Below are 17,292 nucleotides of genomic sequence, written 5' to 3'. Positions count from 1 at the left end.
CGCGCACGTCAGCGCGCCACGACCGCCTGCCGCACCAGGTCGGCGTGGCCGGCGTGATGGGCCGTTTCCGCGAGCATCCGCACGACGAGGTGGCCGACGGTCGTGCGTCGGTCGTCAGCGGACCACCACGAGACGCTGGCCTGGGCCTGCAGCCCGAGGCTGCGCAAGGACGCGTCGGCGTGCGCCCACGACTGCCGGTAGACGCCGAGCAACCACTCGCGCGACGCGTCCGCCCTCGCCCACATGTCGGCGCTCTCGAAGGCCTCCTCCTGGGTCCAGGTGAGCTCGATCCCGTGCGGCCGACCGAGCGAATCGCCGAGGTAGCCGAGCTCGACGCTGGCGACGTGCTTGACCAGGCCGAGCAGGCTGGTCCCGCTCGGTGTCATCGGGCGGCGTACGTCGTACTCACTGAGGCCGTCGAGAGTCGCGACGAGGTGCTCGCGCTCCCGCTGGAGCCGGCCCAGGAGTGCGTCAGCCAGGTCGGTGGGCATCGGCCGCGGCCTGGATCTTCGCCACGAACGCGGTCCAGTGCTCCTCGTCGCCGACGTCGTCGCGGTCGCGCCCGCCGCGCCCGTCGATCGACTCGCGCACGATGTCGGCGTGGCCGGCGTGATGGGCGGTCTCGGAGAGCATGTGCACCACGAGGTAGCCGAGAGTCGTGGGGCTGCGGTCCCCGGGCCACCACGGCACGTCGGCCCGGGCGTCGAGCCCGAGCTCGCGGATGTTCTGGTCGGAGAAGGCCCACGACCGGCGGTAGAGGTCGACGAGCATCTCGCGGGACTCGTCGGCCAGTGCGTACATGTCCTCACCCGCGTCGAAGGCCGGCTCGTTGTCCCACGCGATCGGCTCGGGCCAGGGGCGTCCCACGCACTCCCCGAAGTAGCCGAGCTCGACCGTCGCGACGTGCTTGACCAGACCGAGCAGGCTGGTGCCGGTCGGCGTCATCGGCCGGCGCACGTCGTAGTCGCTGAGCCCGTCGAGCGCGCCGAGCAGGTTTTCGCGCTCGCGCTGGAGGTAGCGCAGCAGCAGGTCGATCATCGTGGGATGGGCGTGGTCGGTGCCGTCCGAGGAGGTCATGCACCGACCCTAGAACGGCCCACCGACACCCGTCGCTCCCGTTTCTCCGGCAGGTCAGGCGGAGGCGAGCCTCCGGCCGGGTCGTACGTCGTCCCCGAGGATGCCCTTGGCGCGCAGGATCGGCTTGACCCCCTCGGCGAACCAGTACGCCTCCTCGACGTGCGGGTAGCCGGACAGGATGAACTCGTCGATGCCGATGCGGTGGTACTCCTCGAGCCGGTCGGCCACCTCCTGGTGCGAGCCGACCAGCGCCGTACCGGCCCCGCCTCGCACCAGGCCGACGCCGGACCAGAGGTTGGGCGCGATCTCGAGGTCGTGGGCCGAGGCGAACGTGGAGCGGCCACCGTGCAGCTCGCGCATCCGGGCCTGGCCGGTGGACTCGCTCGCCGCCAGGGCCTCTTGCGCCTTCTCGATCGTGGCCGGGTCGAGGCCGTCCAGCAGCCACTGGGCCTCCTGCCAGGCGCGCTCGCTGGTGTCGCGGGAGAGCGTGTGGATCCGCAGACCGAACCGGATGTCCCGGCCCTGCTGCCGGGCCAGCCCACGGATCCAGTCGAGCTTCTCCTCGACCTGCGCGAGCGGCTCGCCCCAGGTCAGGTAGACGTCGGCGTGCTTGGCGGCGACCGGGCCGGCGGGAGCCGAGGAGCCGCCGAAGTAGATGTCCGGGATCGGGTCGAGGGTGCCGCGCACCTGGGCCCCCTCGACCTGGAAGTGCTCACCGTCGAAGTCGAAGGGCCCCTGGGTCCAGGCACCGCGCACCACCGAGAGGAACTCGTCGGTGCGCGCGTAGCGCTCGGCCTTCGAGAGGTGGTCGCCGAAGCGCTTCTGCTCGGTCGGCTCACCGCCCGTCACCACGTTGAGGAGCAGCCGCCCGTTGGAGATGCGCTGGAACGCGGCGGCCATCTGGGCCGACAGGGTCGGCGAGGTGACGCCCGGACGGAAGGCCACCAAGAACTTCAGGTTGCGCGTCTCCCGGATCAGCGCCGACGTCACCAGCCAGGCGTCCTCGCACCACGTGCCGGTCGGCGTCAGCACGCCCTCGTAGCCGAGCTGGTCGGCGGTGCGGGCGATGCTCGCGAGGTAGTCGATGTCGGGCTCACGGAACACGTTCGCCGTGCCGAGTCCGTCGGCCGGTCGTCCGATGCCCTGCGGGACGCTGTGACCGCCTCCGACGAGGCTGCGCGCGTCGCCGGTGGTCGGCAGGAACCAGTGCAGCTTGATGCCCATGAGGATCTCCGTTCCCACTCAGGCCGTGGGGACCGAGCTGTTGTAGTCGTCGGTGAAGAACTTCGAGACGTCGAACTCCTTCGGGAGCAGGCCCGCCTTGACGAAGGCATCGGCCATCTCCTGCTCGGAGGAGGTGACGTCGCTGTTGATCGGCGTCGGTGTCGCCGTACGACGGTCGACAGCGCGCCTGGTCACGGCATCGGACAGACCGGTCTCCTCGGCCCAGACCTTCGCCCACGCGTCGCGGTGGGTGTTGCTCCAGACCTGCGCCTTCGCGATCCGGCTGACGTAGTCCTTGATCGCCGCACTCGTCGCCTTGTCGTCGAGGGCGTCGGGGTTGGCGGCCTGGAAGGTCATCCCGTTCACCAGCCCGGAGCCGTCGACGAGGATGCGGGCCTTGGCCTCCAGCTCAGCCTGGGAGGTGTAGGGATCCCAGATCGCCCAGGCGTCCACGTGCTTGTTGGTGAACGCCGCCAGGGCATCGGCGGGCTGCAGCGCCTTGACATCGATGTCCTTGTAGCTGAGTCCGGCTCTGGCCAGCTGGGCCAGCAGGTTGTAGTTGGCCGAGCTGCCCTCGGCGACCGCGACCTTCTTGCCCTTCAGGTCGGCCACGCTCGTGATGGGCGAGTCCTTGGGCACCACGATCGTGTCGCCCTTGGCGCCCATGGTGGCGCCGGAGACGACCTCGATCTTGCTCTTCGCGGCGGCCGCGAACAGCGGCGGTGTGTTGCCGACCCCGCCGATGTCGATGGCGCCGGCGTTGAGTGCCTCGAGCAGCGGCGGGCCGGACGTGAACGACTTCCACTTGATCCTGTAAGGGATGGTGTCGAGCGCACCCGCGGCCGCCAGCAGCGCCTTGGAGCCGCCCTTCTGGTCACCGACGGTGAGGGTCACCTTGGACAGGTCGACGCTGCCGTCGTCGCGGACGGCCGCGGCGTTGGCGGACTCGCCGCCGCAGCCGCTCAACGAGGCGGAGGCGACGATCGCCACCACCGTCGCGACGAGTGGGCCGACGAGTGGGCGGTGCGTGGGGAAGAACTTCATGCTGCTCCGGTCTCCTGGTGGTGGGCATTCGTGGGCGTGACGCCGAGGGCGCCGAGCACCTCGTCGCGCAGCTGCGCGATCTGGTGGTGCTCCGGGCTGCGGGAGGTACGACGGAGCGGGACCTGCCACTCCCGGGCGATCCGCCCCTGGTCGAGCACGAGGACGCGGTCGGCCAGCGCGATCGCCTCGTCCACGTCGTGGGTGACGAGCAGGATCGCGGGCTGGTGCCGCTCCCAGAGCTGGGTCACCAGCGCGTGCATCTCGATGCGCGTGAGTGCGTCGAGGGCGCTGAACGGCTCGTCGAGCAGGAGCAGGTCCGGCTCGCTCACCAACGCTCGCGCGAGGGACACCCGCTGGGCCTGGCCACCGGACAGCGAACCGGGCCACACGTCGGTCTTCTCGGTCAGGCTCACCTCGGCCAGCGCGCCCCGGACCTTTTCGCTGCGACTGGCGTCGCGCACGGTGTTGAGCAGCGCCAGCTCGACGTTGCGCTCGACGGTGCGCCAGGGCAGCAGGCGCGGCTCCTGGAAGGCCACCGAGGTGCGCCCGGTGACGGAGACCTCGCCCTTCGGTGAGGGGTCGAGGCCGGCCAGGCTGCGCAGGAGGGTCGACTTGCCCGAGCCGCTCCGGCCGAGCAGGGCGACGAACTCGCCTCGCCGTACGGTCAGGTCGGCGCCGCGGAGCACGTGCGTGCTGCCGAAGGAGCGGTGATGGCCGCGGACCTCGGCCACGGTGTCGCCCACCGAGCGGCGGGACTCGGAGCCGTTGGGGCCGGTCTTGGGTCGGGTCGTCAGGAGCGCCATGCCAGCGCCCTCCTCTCGATCAGGCGGACAAGGGAGTCGGTGGCGAGGCCGAGGATGCTGTAGACGGCGAGCCCGACGACGATCACGTCGGTCTGCAGGAACTCGCGGGCGTGGTTGATCATGTAGCCGAGCCCGGAGTCGGCACTCACCGTCTCCGCGACGATCAGCGAGAGCCACGCGACGCCAAGGCTCTGTCGCAGCCCGACGAGCGCCTGGGGCAGGGCCCCCGGAATCACCACGTGCCGGAGCCGTTGTCGCCTGGTCAGACCCATGGTCACGGCGGCCTCGGTCATCCGGCGGTCGATGCTGCGGATGCCGGAGAAGGTGTTCAGGTAGAGCGGGAAGGCGACGCCCATGGCGATCAGGGCGATCTTCGGTGCCTCGCCGATCCCCATCCAGACGATGAAGAGGGGGATCAGGCCGAAGTGCGGCAACGTGCGCAGCATCTGCATCGGTGGGTCCACGGTGTCCTCGCCGATGCGGCTGACGCCGGCCACGACCGCGAGCACCAGTCCGATGACGGCTCCGACGGCGAACCCGGCCAGCACGCGCTGCACCGAGACCAGGGTGGCGTCGCCGAGGGTGCCGTCCTTGGTCAGCTGCCAGGCGGTGGCGCCGATCTGGGCCGGGCTGGCGATCTTGTCCTCGGGGATCACGCCCGCATCGGAGAGCAGCTGCCAGACCAGCACGATGGCGAGCGGGCTGACCCAGCGCCGCAGCCACGAGAGCCGCGAGGCCGCCGATCGCCTGGTGGTCCCCCGACCCGGGGACGAAGGCGCCGAATTCGGCCGAGATGCCACGAGAGCGCTCATGTCGCGCCACTCTGGCGAGATAAACCTACTAATTCAAGTTGTTCAGTAGACAATTGGCGTGTCGTGAGTCATGTCACGTGCGGAGCCGGGCCACGTCCTCCTCGGCAGCTGCCTGCGAGCGACGGGCCTCGGCCAGCACCACCTGGGCGTCGTCCCGGGTGTCCTCCGCCTCCTCGAGGTCCTCGTCGACCTGGTCGACGTCGTCCTCGATCGCGGCCAGCCGCCGCCGGAGCTCGTCGGCGTCACCCTGGAGCTGCAGTCGGCGCGCATTGAGCTCCTCGACCACGGCCTCGGCCTCCGCCAGCTCCCGCTCCGCGTCGGTGACGTGCCGGCCGGCCTCCTCGAGGGCGTCCTCCGCGGCCGCGAGCTTCGCTCCCCCGTCGGGTACGACGTGCAGCGCCACCGGCTCGGACTCCTCGGCCTCGCCCGCCACCGGGCCAGCAACGGGGGTCGCCTGCACCTCCAGCGACTCCGGGACGGCGACGACACCGGCCACGTCGAGGTCGGAGACGCCGGTGGAGGTGAACGCGGTGACCACCCGACCGGTGCGCACGACCTGGGCGGCGACCTCGTCCAGCATCGCCGCGGTGAGCATCCCCTCGACCTGGTCGACGACCGGTCCGGTGAGTCGCACCCCGGCATCGCGGGCCAGGGACCGTGCCGAGGAGGCCAGTGCGGTGGTGAGCTGGCGCCGTTGCCGCGTCAGGGCACGCAGCTCGTCACCGTCGAGCGCCTCCGCCGCGGCCCGCAGCTGGCCGGCGAGTCCGAGGACCGAGTCGATCTGCTCGCTCTCCCGGCGGACGAGCAGGTTGACCGCCCAGGCGGCCACCGACGGCTTCTTGAGCTTCTTGATCTGGGCAGCGAGGTCCTTGTCGCCGACGTCCTTGGCGGCGCGGTTGCGGGCATCGGTGAAGTCCTCGGGCGACCCGGCGTACAACGCGTCGGCGATCGCCGTGAGCTCATCCACGGGTCACCTCCGCGAGCAGCAGGTCGAGCGCCCCGGCGCACGCCCCGGACCGGATCGCGTCCCGGTCCCCGTCCAGGTCGAGCCGCACGAAGCGGGCCGTGTCACTGCTCGCCAGCCCGACGAACACCGTGCCCACCGGCCGGCCCTCCTGGAGGTCCGGCCCGGCGACCCCGGTCGTGGACACTGCCCAGTCGACCTCCAGCAGGTCGCGGGCTCCGGCAGCCATCTGCACGGCGCACTCGCCGGACACCACCTCGGCAGCCGTGACGGAGAGCAGCCGACGCTTCACCTCGGTCGAGTAGCTGACCACGCCGCCGACGAAGGTCCCCGACGCCCCCGGCGTGGCACTGAGCATCGCGGCCAGCTCGCCACCGGTGAGCGACTCGGCGCACCCGACGGTCAGGCCACGCTCGAGGAGCGCCGCGTGCACCAGAGCCGGGTCGGTCATGGACCGACGCTAGCGCCGTCCCATCCGCGGGCGCGAGGCTCGGCGCCGCGACCCGCCGGTCGCTAGCCTGCGTTCATGCCGCTGCCGATCGAGGACTACGCCGCCATCGGGGACGGGCACACCGCCGCACTGATCGGCATCGACGGGTCCATCGACTGGCTGTGCCTGCCCCAGTTCGACTCCCCCGCGTGCTTCGCCGGGCTGCTCGGCAGCGACGAGAACGGTCACTGGCTGCTCGGTCCGTCCGGCAAGCACACGGCCACCCGCCGGTACGTCGGTGACACAGCCGTCCTCGAGACGACGTACACCACCGACACCGGGCAGGTCCGGATCACCGACGTGATGCCGACCGGCGACCGCCGTGCCGACGTCGTACGCCGCGTCGAGGGGATCAAGGGCACGGTGTCGATCCGGCACAGCTGGGTGGTGCGCTACGACTACGGCAAGGTCCGCCCCTGGGTGCACCGTGAGCACGTCGACGGCGAACCGGCGATCATCGCCACCGCCGGGCCGGACAAGCTCATCCTCACCGGGCCGCGTCTGCCCTCGGCGGTCGACGGGCGCCACGAGGAGACCTTCGACGCCGTCGAGGGCGACCGGCTGGACTTCACGCTGACCTGGATCCCGTCGTACCGGAAGATGCCCGGCCCCATCGACATCGACGCCCGGCTCGAGTGGACCCTCGGCGAGCAGCAGACGTGGGCCGACGCCTGTCGCTACTCCGGGCCCTGGCGCCGCCAGGTCGTGCGCAGCCTGGTCACGCTGCGCGGGCTGACGCACGTCGACACCGGCGGCATCGTCGCGGCCCCGACCACCTCGCTGCCCGAGGACTTCGGCGGCGAGCGCAACTGGGACTACCGCTACTGCTGGCTGCGCGACGCGGCGCTGACCCTGGAGTCGTTGCTTGCCGCCGGTCGTGACGACGCCGCCCACCACTGGCGCGACTGGCTGCTGCGCGCGATCGCCGGCGACCCGGACGACATGCAGGTCATGTACACCGTCGAGGGCGGACGCCACCTCCCCGAGCGCGAGCTCGAGCACCTGGCCGGCTATGCGGACTCACGACCCGTGCGCATCGGCAACGGCGCCGTCACGCAGCGCCAGACCGACGTGCTCGGCGAGGTCATGTGCGCGCTGTCGATGGCTCGCAACAACGGAGTCGCGGAGACCCGGGACAGCTGGAGCCTGCAGCGCACCCTGGTCAACGAGCTGGCCGAGGACTGGCGCCGCCCCGACAACGGCCTGTGGGAGATCCGCGGCGAGCAGCGGCGCTTCACGCACAGTCGGGTGATGGTGTGGGCCGCCTTCGACCGGGCGATCGAGGGGGTCGAGGAGCACGGCCTGCACGGCCCGGTGGACGAGTGGCGGGCGGTCCGCGACCAGGTGCGCGAGGAGATCATGACGCACGGCTACGACGCCGAGCGCAACACCTTCACCCAGCACTACGACACCCGCGAGGTCGACGCCTCCCTGCTGGTGCTGCCGATGGTCCGGTTCATCAAGGGCGACGACCCGAAGATGGTGGGCACGATCAAGGCCGTCGAGGAGGACCTGATGCGCGGCGGGCTGCTGATGCGCTACCGCACCTCGAGCGGGGTCGACGGGCTCGAGGGCGGCGAGCACCCGTTCCTGGCCTGCTCGTTCTGGCTGGTCTCGGCGTACGCCCTGGCCGGCCGGATCGACGACGCCAACGCGCTGATGGACCGCCTGATGGGCCTGACCAACGACGTCGGGCTGCTCAGCGAGGAGTACGACGTGCACGAGAAGCGGATGGTCGGGAACTTCCCGCAGGCCTTCTCGCACCTGGCCCTGGTCGGCGCCGCGATGAACATCGAACGAGCCCGAGAATCGACGCTCACCCCCTGATACGACAATGCCGACTTAAGGGACGACCGGTCTAGTCCGTGAACTCCGATTTAACGGGCAAATGTCCCTATCTGCCCGAGCTGGTTACATGCTTGTCCAACCGATCGGAAACGGTGGGGAACAAGCAACACACACGGGGGACAACGACATGCGACACAGGGGCGAAACCGGAGCAGCCAAGGGTGTGATGAGTGGTGTCACGGGCACCTTCTCCAAGCTCACCGAGCTGCTCTCCGAGGACCAGGCCACCGCGGGCAAGCACAAGCTGCCTGCGGAGCAGCCTCTGATCCCGACCCAGAAGGTGCCGACCCACGAGAGCATCGAGGTCGAGGCCACCGACGTGCCCGAGACCGTCGACGTGTCCGAGAGCATCGAGGCGGTCGAGGCCACCGAGGTGCCCCAGGCCGCTGCTGCCACCGAGGAGCCCGAGCGGGCACCGCAGGTGACGCCCGCCGCGCGGCCCGCCGGACTGCCCAACAGCGTGCAGTGGAAGGCCAGCCACGGCCCTCGCATCTTCGCCGCCGCCATGCTCCTGTTCGCCGTTGCCGGCACCTCGGCCCTCGGGCTGCGCTACGCCGAGACCCGCGGGTCCGACGAGTTCATCTCCGTGGTCATCGGCATCGGCGTGGTCGTCGCCCTGTGGGCGCTGCTGATCGCCAGCACCCCGCAGGTGGTCAGCCTCCGCGGCTCGATCCTCACCGTCCGCAACAGCAGTGGCAGCGAGCGCTTCGACCTCGCCGACGGCCTGCAGCCCGTCGACGTCGTCGGCGAGCCGCGCAGCTCACAGTGGGCTCTGCTGCTCCACCGCCCCAACGACACCTCGGTGGTCCTCCGCCGCAGAGACGTCGACGCCGTCGCCCTGGACCCGATCGTCCGCCACTATCGGGACCTGGCCACGCAGCGGTACGGCGACCGCCAGGTTCGCTTCAGTCGCTGAACCTGCGTCAGACGAGTCCCGCCCGCCGATCCGGACCGGGCGGGACTCTTCTGCGCGTACGACGGCCACGCCCGCCAGGATGAAGAGGCCGCCGACCAGCTGGATCGCCCGCGGCAGCTCGCCCAGCAGCAGCCACGCGAGCAGCACCGTGAACAGGACCTCCGAGAGGCCGACGAACGAGGCCAGCTTGGACCCCAGCACCCGCGTCGCGGTGATCCCGGTGACGTACGGCGTCGCCCCAGCGATCACGCCGAGCTCGAGCACCGCCGCCCACCAGGGGAACGAGAAACCGTTCAGCTGGGCCGGGTAGGCGTGGAACTCCATGGGCAGCACGCCGGTCGCGCCCAGCGCAGCGAACGCCAGCGCACCGACCACGAGACCCCCACCGGCCAGCGCGAGCGGCGGCAAGGCGGTGTCGTGGGTGCGACCCGACATCAGGAAGTACGACGCGAGGCCGACCGCCGCGAGCAGGCCCCAGGCCACGCCGATCCCGTCGATGCGGACTCCACCGCTCTGCCAGATTGAGAGGGCATCGAGGACGAGGGCGAGCCCGACCAGCGCCAGCAGCACCCCGAGGGTGGTGGCGGGGCCGGGCAGGCGCCGACCCACCGCCGACTGCCAGATGACCACCAGGACGAGGCCGAGGTACTCCAGCATCAGCGCCACACCGACCGACAGGTGGCCGACGGCGTAGAAGAAGGAGACCTGCGGCAGCGCCACGGCCAGCAGCCCGAAGGCGACGACCTGCCCCCACTCGCGCCGCACCAGGTGCCAACGGCCGCGGAGGGCACGTACGGTCGGCACCAGCAGCACCACCGCGGCTACCGCGATCCGCAGGAAGACCACCGAGCCAGGAGTCCACCCCGTTGTCAGCAGCGACTTGGCGAACGGCCCGGACGTGGCGAAGGTGGCGGCCGAGACCAGCGCGACCAGGATTCCGGCACTCGTGGTCCTCGTGGACACCGTCTCACCGCCTGTCAGGAGTAAAAGTGGAGTACACCGGTTACTCTAGGAGCATGACCTGTCAGGAGTCAACGTGACTTTTGCCCATGACACAGAGAGTGCGTTGGCGGCCGCAGCGGCGCTGGTGAACACCGATCCCGGCGACGGTTCCGGGCAGGACACGCTGCTCACCGAGGAGGCACTGGTCACCTTCCTCGACGAGACCGGCTGGTCGGGCAGCCGGACCGGCGACCGGGCCGAGCTGGACGCCGTACGGTCCCTGCGCCCGCGGCTACGGACCCTGTGGCGACTGCCGGAGGACGAGCTCGTGGCCGCGGTCAACGAGGTGCTCCGCGACTCCCACGCACTCCCCCAGCTCGTCGACCACGACGACATCGGCTGGCACATCCACGCCGTACCCCAGGAGGCGCCGCTGGCCACCCGGATGCTGGTCGAGGCCGCGATGGCCTTCACCGACGTGATCCGCACCGCCGAGCTCGACCGCCTCAAGAACTGCGCCGCCGACGACTGCGACAACGTCGTGCTCGACCTGTCCCGCAACCGCTCCAAGCGGTTCTGCGAGGACGGCTGCGGCAACCGGGAGAACGTCCGCGCGTACCGGGACCGGCTGCGGGCGGAGTAGGCCGCGGTTTCCCCGGGCGCCCGGGGAAACTGCCCCCGGAAGGGCGATACTTCGGCCCTCCGCGTCCAGAACTACCCGCCAGCCCCGCCCGGTTTGCGACTCAGGCGTCGGTGGGCGCGGTGGCCGGCTCCCCGCTGCGATGACGTACGACGTCGCGCGCGAACTCCCAGCCGGACGTGAGGGTCAGCAGTACGGCGATCGCCATCGCGACTGCCGAGAGCCACCAGATGATGTCGCCCGGGACCTCCCAGACGCCGGTCAGCAGCCCGAACGGGGCCACGAAACCGCCGAGCGCCAGGGCCTGCGTGGCCGTCTTGACCTTGCCGCTCTGCTTGGCCGGCATCACGATGTCCTTGGCGATCGAGAGCCGGGCGATGGTCACTGCCCACTCGCGCAGCAGCACGACCACGGTGATGGTCCACCACAGCCAGGCCGGCATGAAGTCCGCGATGATCGCGAGCCCGATGAACGCCATGCCGGTGATGGCCTTGTCCGCGATCGGGTCGGCGATCTTGCCGAAGTTGGTGACCAGGTTGTGCTTGCGGGCGAGGTCGCCGTCGACCTTGTCGGTGATCATCGCCAGGCAGAACAGCAGCCACGCCACCCAGCGCCAGCCGAGGTGGTGACCGCCGTCGTAGAGCAGGGCCCAGCCGAAGAACGGCACCATCACGATCCGCAGCGTGGTGAGCGCGTTGGGCACGTTCCAGTTGCTGACCTGCGGAGAGATGTCGGACTGGCTCATCGACCCTCCTCCGCAACGGTGACCTGACGGGCGACCAGGTCGACTCCCTCGGAACCGACCACCACCGCCTGAATCATGTCACCGACCGCCACAGGCCCGGTCAGGCCCTCCAGCACCGTCGAGCCGTCGACCTCGGGACCCTGGTGGGCGGCACGCCCCTCGACGTAGCCGTCCGGACCACCCTCGACCGTCTCCACGAGCACGGTGACCTGCTCGCCGATGCGCTCCTCGGCCCGCTGCGCGGTCAGCTCCTCGGCGAGCGCGGTGACATGGGCCAGCCGGTCGGCGATCTCGTCCTCGTCGAGCTTGCCCTCGAACTTCTCGGCCTCGGTGCCGTCCTCGTCGGAGTAGCCGAACACCCCGATCGCGTCCAGCCGGGCCGCCGAGAGGAAGTCGCAGAGGATCTCGAGGTCCTCCTCGGTCTCGCCCGGGAAGCCGACGATGAAGTTCGACCGGGCACCCGCTTGGGGAGCCTGCGCCCGCGCCTGGTCGAGCAGCCCGAGAAAGGCTTCGGCGTCCCCGAACCGGCGCATCCGACGTAGCACCGGGTGGGAGGCGTGCTGGAAGGACAGGTCGAAGTACGCCGCCACGCCCGGTGTCGAGGCGATCGCGGTCACCAGGCCCGGCCGGGTCTCGGCAGGCTGGAGGTAGGACACCCGCACCCGTTCGACCCCGTCGACCGCGGCCAGCTCGGGCAGCATCGTCTCCAGCAGGCGCAGGTCGCCGAGGTCCTTGCCGTAGGACGTGGAGTTCTCCGAGACCAGGAACAGCTCACGCGCCCCCTGACCGGCCAGCCAGCGGGCCTCGGCCAGCACGTCGGAGGGCCGTCGCGACACGAACGAGCCACGGAAGGCCGGGATCGCGCAGAAGGTGCAGCGCCGGTCGCAGCCGGACGCGAGCTTCAGCGGTGCCATCGGACCGGCGTCGAGGCGTCGCCGCTCGCCGTGCCCGGGTTGGTACGCCGGAGCATCGGCCCGATCGGCCGGGGAGATCGGCAGCAGCCGACGACGGTCCTGGGGTGTGTGCGGGTGCTGGGTCTCGCCGGCGAGGATCGAGCGCAGCTTGCCGGCGATGTCGGGGTAGTCGTCGAAGCCGAGCACCGCATCGGCCTCCGGCAACGAGGTGGCCAGCTCGGCGCCGTACCGCTCGGCCAGGCAGCCCACGGCCACCACCGCCTGGGCCTTGCCCGAGTCCTTGAGGTCGGCCGCCGCCAGCAGCGTGTCGACCGAGTCCTTCTTGGCCGCCTCGACGAACCCGCAGGTGTTCACCACGACCGTCTCGGCGTCCTCGGGGTCCTCCACGAGGCGGAACCCGCCCGCCTCCAGCCGACCCGCGAGCTCCTCGGAGTCGACCTCGTTGCGCGCGCAGCCCAGCGTCACCATCGCGACGGTGGTCAGCGGGGAGGCAGGGCGCTGGGGGAAAGTCTTCGCAGTAGTCATGAGCCGTGTCGAGTATGACCGACGGCCCCGGCCATCACGAAAACGGCGCTACTTCCCGCTGGACTGCCCGAAGGTCTTGCTGGCGGCCGCCGAGGAGTCGCCCACCGTGCCCTTCGGCTTGCTCAGGAAGGACACCTTGACCGCGCTGCCGTTGCTCGCGGTGACGTCGAACGGAGCCAGCCCGATGACCTGCTGGTGCTGGCCGTCCGCCAGCTTGCCGGCCCACAGGATCCGGCCGTCGCGGTCGCGTACGACGACCTGCGGGCTCGCCCCCGACGCACTCACCTCGAGGGGTGCCAGCGTCATCTTCGGGGAGTTGCCGGCCTCGGCGCCGCTCGCCAGGCCCGCGGAGTCGACCACGCCGGGAGCCGGGCTGACCAGCTCCTGCGGGGTGTCGTTGAAGACCCGGGCCACGCCCCACACCGTCGCGAGCGCCAGCACACAGGCTGCCAGCAGGCTCCAGCGGGGGCCGCTGCGGATCGCGCGGACGCCGCCGCCGATGCCGGTGGCCAGCTCGGCCTCGAAGACCTGGCGTGCCTCGATCTCGGCGGTCGCGTAGTGCTCGTCGTACAGGTCGAGCAGCTGCTGGGCGTCCAGCCCGAAGACGCGAGCCAGGGTGCGCAGGTGGCCACGCGCGTAGAAGTCGCCTCCGCAGGCGGCGAAGTCATCGACCTCGATGCACTCCAGCACGTGCGGACGGATCCGCGTGCGCTCGGAGAGGGTGTCGATGCTCAGCCGGGCCCGGTGCCGGGCGGCCGCGACCAGCGGACCGATGACGGCGTTGTCGGCCGGACGCGGCTCGTCGGGCACGTAGTCGTCGACCCGGGCAACCACCACCGGACCGTCGCCGGCGCGCTGGGCCGGGATCGGCGGCGGGGTCGGCAGCATCCGGACGGAGTCCTTGATCACCTCGTTGCGTGCAGCTGGGCGAGCCTCGCGGGCCGGCTCGACCGGGTCGAACGGCTCCTCCTCCGGCGCCGCCTGCGGGTGCAGGGGACGCGGCTCGGCCTTGGTGGCGTCCTCGGGCACCTCCGGCTCCTCGTGCTCCTCGTGCTCGTCGTGCTCCTCGACCTCGGACTCGGCAGCCAGCGCCGCCTTGAGCCCGGCCCGCTCCTTGCGGGAGAGCCGCTCCGGCTTGTCCTGCTTCTCGGGCTTCTCGGCCTTCTCCGGCTTCTCGGGCTCCATCCGGGTCACCACCAGCACCGGCACCCGTCCGCTCGCCAGCGCGTCGAGGTCGGCGACCAGGTCCCCGGTCAGCCCGTCGAACTCCAGGCGAGTGGTCAGGCCGAGCGGCACCACGAAGCTCTCGGCCGTCAGCGCGACCGCGGAGTCGTCACCCTGGTCGGCCGGCGCCTCGAGCGGACCCTCCACCGCACGTGGCTGTACGACGATCCGGCCGTCGCGCAGCCACGGACGCGGCGAGGTGACCTCGACGTTCTCGATGTCCTGCCACGGCAGTCCGCTCCACGTCACGCCGCGACGTACGCGCACGCCGTGCTCGTCGGCGACCATCAGCGGTGCCCGGCTGTCGCGGACCACGAGCAGCTGGAGCACGCCGACGGCGGTCACGACCAGGCACCACGCCCAGTCGGCGACCGAGCCGGTCTGCAGCGCGCGTGAGAACCACACCACCGCGAGGACGGCTGCCGCCAGGGCCACCGCGGCGGCGAGCTTCGAGTTGTGCCGGACAGAAACGCCCATGGGGTCCCCCATCACTGCTCTCCCTGGATGGTCGCGATCACGTCGTCGAGATCGTCGGGCTTGATCAACACGTCACGGGCCTTGGAGCCCTCGCTCGGCCCGACCACCCCGCGACTCTCGAGGATGTCCATCAACCGGCCGGCCTTGGCGAAGCCGACACGCAGCTTGCGCTGGAGCATCGAGGTCGACCCGAACTGCGTGGAGACCACCAGCTCGATGGCCTGCACCACCAGCTCCATGTCGTCGCCGATATCGTCGTCGAGCTCGCGCTTGGCCGACTGCGGCGCCGTGACGTCGTCGCGGTAGTTGGGCTCGAGCTGGTCCTTGCACTGCTTGACCACCTGGGCGATCTCCGCCTCGGTGACCCAGGAGCCCTGCACGCGCACCGACTTCGAGGCGCCCATCGGCAGGAACAGCCCGTCACCCTGGCCGACCAGCTTCTCGGCGCCCGGCTGGTCGAGGATGACCCGGCTGTCGGCGAGCGAGCTGGTGGCGAACGCGAGTCGCGAGGGCACGTTGGCCTTGATCAGACCGGTGACCACGTCGACCGAGGGCCGCTGGGTCGCCAGGATCAGGTGGATGCCGGCGGCCCGGGCGAGCTGGGTGATGCGGACGATGGCGTCCTCGACGTCACGCGGCGCCACCATCATCAGGTCGGCCAGCTCGTCGACCACCACGCACAGGTAGGGGTACGGCGCCAGCACCCGCTCACTGCCGGCCGGGACCTGCACCTTGCCCGCACGCACTGCCTTGTTGAAGTCGTCGACGTGGCGGAAGCCGAAGTTGGCGAGGTCGTCGTAGCGCATGTCCATCTCGCGCACGACCCACTGCAGCGCCTCGGCCGCCTTCTTGGGGTTGGTGATGATCGGGGTGATCAGGTGCGGGATGCCCTCGTAGGCGTTCAGCTCCACCCGCTTGGGGTCGACCATGATCATCCGCACCTCGTCGGGCGTGGCCCGCATCAGCAGCGAGGTGATCATCGAGTTGATGAAGCTGGACTTGCCGGACCCGGTGGCGCCGGCGACCAGCAGGTGCGGCATCTTGGCCAGGTTGGCCACCACGAAGCCGCCCTCGACGTCCTTGCCGAGCCCGACGACCATCGGGTGGTGGTCGTTGCGTGCGTTGTTGGAGCGCAGCACGTCGCCCAGCGACACGATCTCCTTGTCGAGGTTCGGGATCTCGATGCCGACCGCCGACTTGCCCGGGATCGGGCTCAGGATGCGTACGTCGGCCGAGGCCACGGCGTAGGCGATGTTCTTCTGGATGCCGGTGATCTTCTCGACCTTGACCGCCGGACCGAGCTCGACGACGTAGCGGGTCACCGTCGGGCCACGCGTGTAGCCGGTCACCTGGGCGTCGATGTCGAACTCCTCGAGCACCTGGGTGAGGCGCTCGACGATCTCGTCGGAAGCCTTCGACCGCGCCTTGTGCACCGAGCCCGGCTTGAGCACCTGGGAGTCGGGGAGCGAGTAGGCGATGTCGCCGGACAGCGAGAGCTGCTCGACGCGAGCCGGCAGGGGCGTGTGCGGAGGGGCCTCGAGGGTCTCCTTGGCGCCGTCCACGGGTCCGGTCGGCTCGGTGTCGGTCTCGGCCTCGGTCATCGAACCGACGCGGGACTTGCGGCCACGCTTGCCGATCTCGCGACCCTCCAGGACCGGTGAGTCGTACGCCGGGTCGCCCATCTCGGGGTCGATCTCGTCGTCGACCGCCTTGCCGCGACGACGCCGGATGGCGGTGGTGGCCTCGGCCGGCTCCTCCTCGACCGGGACCTGGCGACCCATGATCCGGTCGCCGAGCTCACGCAGACGCGCGGGCACCTGGTAGACCGGCGTCGCCGTCACGACCAACACCCCGAACAGCGCGAGCAGGAGGAGCAGCGGCACCACGACGTACGGCGTCTGCAGCAGGTCCATCAGCAGCTTGGAGACCACGAAGCCGATCGCGCCGCCCGCCTGCTGCAGGGGCGCGGTGTCACCGAGCTTCGGGGTCGGCGAACCGTTGGCGATGTGCACGATGCCGAGCACGCCGAACAGCAGGGCACCCCAGCCGATCACCTGCCGTCCGGGAGGACCGTTGTGCTCGGGGTCGCGCAGGTTGCGCCACGCCACGTAGCAGAGCAGCAGCGGCACGAGCCAGGCGAGCAGGCCGACGGATCCGGCGACGATCGTGCGGGTGACGTCACCGATCTGGCCGGGCAGCTGCCACCACACGGCGGCGGCCACCACGACGGCGAGGCCGACCAGGAACAGACCGGCACCGTCGCGACGGTGCTCGGGATCGAGGTCCCGGGCGGTGTGGCCGATCCGGCGTACTCCCCCACCTACGGCGTGGGCGACCCCCAGCCAGGCCGTCGCCAGCACCCGGGCCAGCGCGGTGAACACGCGTGCGATCGGGCCCGAGCCGTTGCGGACGGCACGGGGCGCAGGGCGAGCAGGCTTGCGACCGCCCTTGCGCGCGGGCGCGGGCTTTCGTCCTGACTTGCTTCCCGTGGACCGCGATCGCGAGGTCGAGCCTCCCTTGCCCGACGTGCGGGCAGGGCTGCTCTTGCTGCGCGACGCCGCCGGGGAAGACGTACGGGTCGCCATGCTGGCGAATCTACCCCGAACACCACATCCGCCCCTTGCGTCACACGCCGCACAGGAGGCAC

General features: G+C 70.9%; 15 protein-coding genes. 2 read left to right on the top strand and 13 right to left on the bottom strand.

What is annotated here, in order from left to right:
* Positions 1-8: 8 nt before the first annotated feature.
* From H976_RS28260 to H976_RS0123120, 8 genes are all read right to left on the bottom strand, one after another.
* Positions 9-491 (bottom strand): DinB family protein, encoded by a 483-nt coding sequence (locus H976_RS28260; RefSeq protein ID WP_051277396.1) that lies wholly within the window; start codon positions 489-491, stop codon positions 9-11.
* Positions 472-1,077: a DinB family protein gene (locus tag H976_RS0123150; RefSeq protein ID WP_231389028.1), complete on the bottom strand. Its 606-nt coding sequence runs from the start codon at positions 1,075-1,077 to the stop codon at positions 472-474. Before H976_RS0123150 ends, H976_RS28260 begins: the two co-directional genes overlap by 20 nt.
* 54 nt (positions 1,078-1,131) lie before the next feature.
* Complete coding sequence (locus H976_RS0123145; RefSeq protein ID WP_027863452.1) at positions 1,132-2,301, bottom strand: LLM class flavin-dependent oxidoreductase; 1,170 nt, start codon at positions 2,299-2,301, stop codon at positions 1,132-1,134.
* 18 nt (positions 2,302-2,319) lie between these two features.
* The gene (locus H976_RS0123140; RefSeq protein WP_027863451.1) at positions 2,320-3,345 is read right to left on the bottom strand and encodes an ABC transporter substrate-binding protein; all 1,026 of its coding nucleotides are present in this window, start codon (positions 3,343-3,345) and stop codon (positions 2,320-2,322) included.
* A complete protein-coding gene (locus tag H976_RS31045; RefSeq protein WP_155918663.1) occupies positions 3,342-4,148 on the bottom strand; it encodes an ABC transporter ATP-binding protein in 807 nt (268 codons plus the stop codon). Before H976_RS31045 ends, H976_RS0123140 begins: the two co-directional genes overlap by 4 nt.
* Entirely contained in the window at positions 4,136-4,960 is an 825-nt protein-coding gene (locus H976_RS0123130; protein ID WP_027863450.1) for an ABC transporter permease, read from the bottom strand. The genes H976_RS31045 and H976_RS0123130 overlap by 13 nt, the downstream gene beginning before the upstream one ends.
* Positions 4,961-5,033: 73 nt before the next feature.
* Positions 5,034-5,927 carry a hypothetical protein gene (locus tag H976_RS0123125; protein ID WP_027863449.1) on the bottom strand — a complete coding sequence of 298 codons (894 nt, stop codon included), beginning with the start codon at positions 5,925-5,927 and terminating at the stop codon, positions 5,034-5,036.
* The gene (locus H976_RS0123120; protein ID WP_027863448.1) at positions 5,920-6,375 is read right to left on the bottom strand and encodes a CinA family protein; all 456 of its coding nucleotides are present in this window, start codon (positions 6,373-6,375) and stop codon (positions 5,920-5,922) included. Before H976_RS0123120 ends, H976_RS0123125 begins: the two co-directional genes overlap by 8 nt.
* Positions 6,376-6,450: 75 nt before the next feature.
* Here H976_RS0123120 and H976_RS28250 point away from each other — a divergent pair, with 75 nt between their 5' ends.
* Positions 6,451-8,241, top strand: a complete 1,791-nt coding sequence (locus tag H976_RS28250) for a glycoside hydrolase family 15 protein (protein ID WP_036227699.1) — start codon at positions 6,451-6,453, stop codon at positions 8,239-8,241.
* Positions 8,242-9,022: 781 nt separating this feature from the next.
* Here H976_RS28250 and H976_RS28245 read toward each other — a convergent pair.
* Complete coding sequence (locus H976_RS28245; protein WP_081683136.1) at positions 9,023-10,141, bottom strand: DMT family transporter; 1,119 nt, start codon at positions 10,139-10,141, stop codon at positions 9,023-9,025.
* A gap of 73 nt (positions 10,142-10,214) precedes the next feature.
* On the opposite strand from H976_RS28245, the gene H976_RS0123095 reads away from it, so the two are divergent.
* The gene (locus tag H976_RS0123095) at positions 10,215-10,763 is read left to right on the top strand and encodes a CGNR zinc finger domain-containing protein (protein ID WP_027863446.1); all 549 of its coding nucleotides are present in this window, start codon (positions 10,215-10,217) and stop codon (positions 10,761-10,763) included.
* A gap of 100 nt (positions 10,764-10,863) precedes the next feature.
* Here the strand turns inward: H976_RS0123095 and pgsA are convergent, their stop codons facing one another.
* From pgsA to H976_RS0123075, 4 genes are read right to left on the bottom strand one after another with little or no spacing between them, the layout of a single operon-like run.
* Positions 10,864-11,505, bottom strand: a complete 642-nt coding sequence (gene pgsA, locus H976_RS0123090) for a CDP-diacylglycerol--glycerol-3-phosphate 3-phosphatidyltransferase (RefSeq protein WP_027863445.1) — start codon at positions 11,503-11,505, stop codon at positions 10,864-10,866.
* Positions 11,502-12,944 (bottom strand): 30S ribosomal protein S12 methylthiotransferase RimO, encoded by a 1,443-nt coding sequence (gene rimO, locus H976_RS0123085; RefSeq protein WP_051277394.1) that lies wholly within the window; start codon positions 12,942-12,944, stop codon positions 11,502-11,504. The genes pgsA and rimO overlap by 4 nt, the downstream gene beginning before the upstream one ends.
* 48 nt (positions 12,945-12,992) lie before the next feature.
* Complete coding sequence (locus H976_RS29315; RefSeq protein ID WP_196804194.1) at positions 12,993-14,645, bottom strand: helix-turn-helix domain-containing protein; 1,653 nt, start codon at positions 14,643-14,645, stop codon at positions 12,993-12,995.
* An 11-nt stretch (positions 14,646-14,656) separates the two neighbouring features.
* Complete coding sequence (locus H976_RS0123075; protein ID WP_027863443.1) at positions 14,657-17,230, bottom strand: DNA translocase FtsK; 2,574 nt, start codon at positions 17,228-17,230, stop codon at positions 14,657-14,659.
* Between the last annotated feature and the right edge of the window lie 62 nt (positions 17,231-17,292).

The sequence above is a fragment of the Marmoricola sp. URHB0036 genome (assembly GCF_000426045.1).
Taxonomy (GTDB): domain Bacteria; phylum Actinomycetota; class Actinomycetes; order Propionibacteriales; family Nocardioidaceae; genus Marmoricola.
Note: the sequence above shows the minus strand (reverse complement) of the source record. Positions and strands in the feature narration are given on the sequence as shown.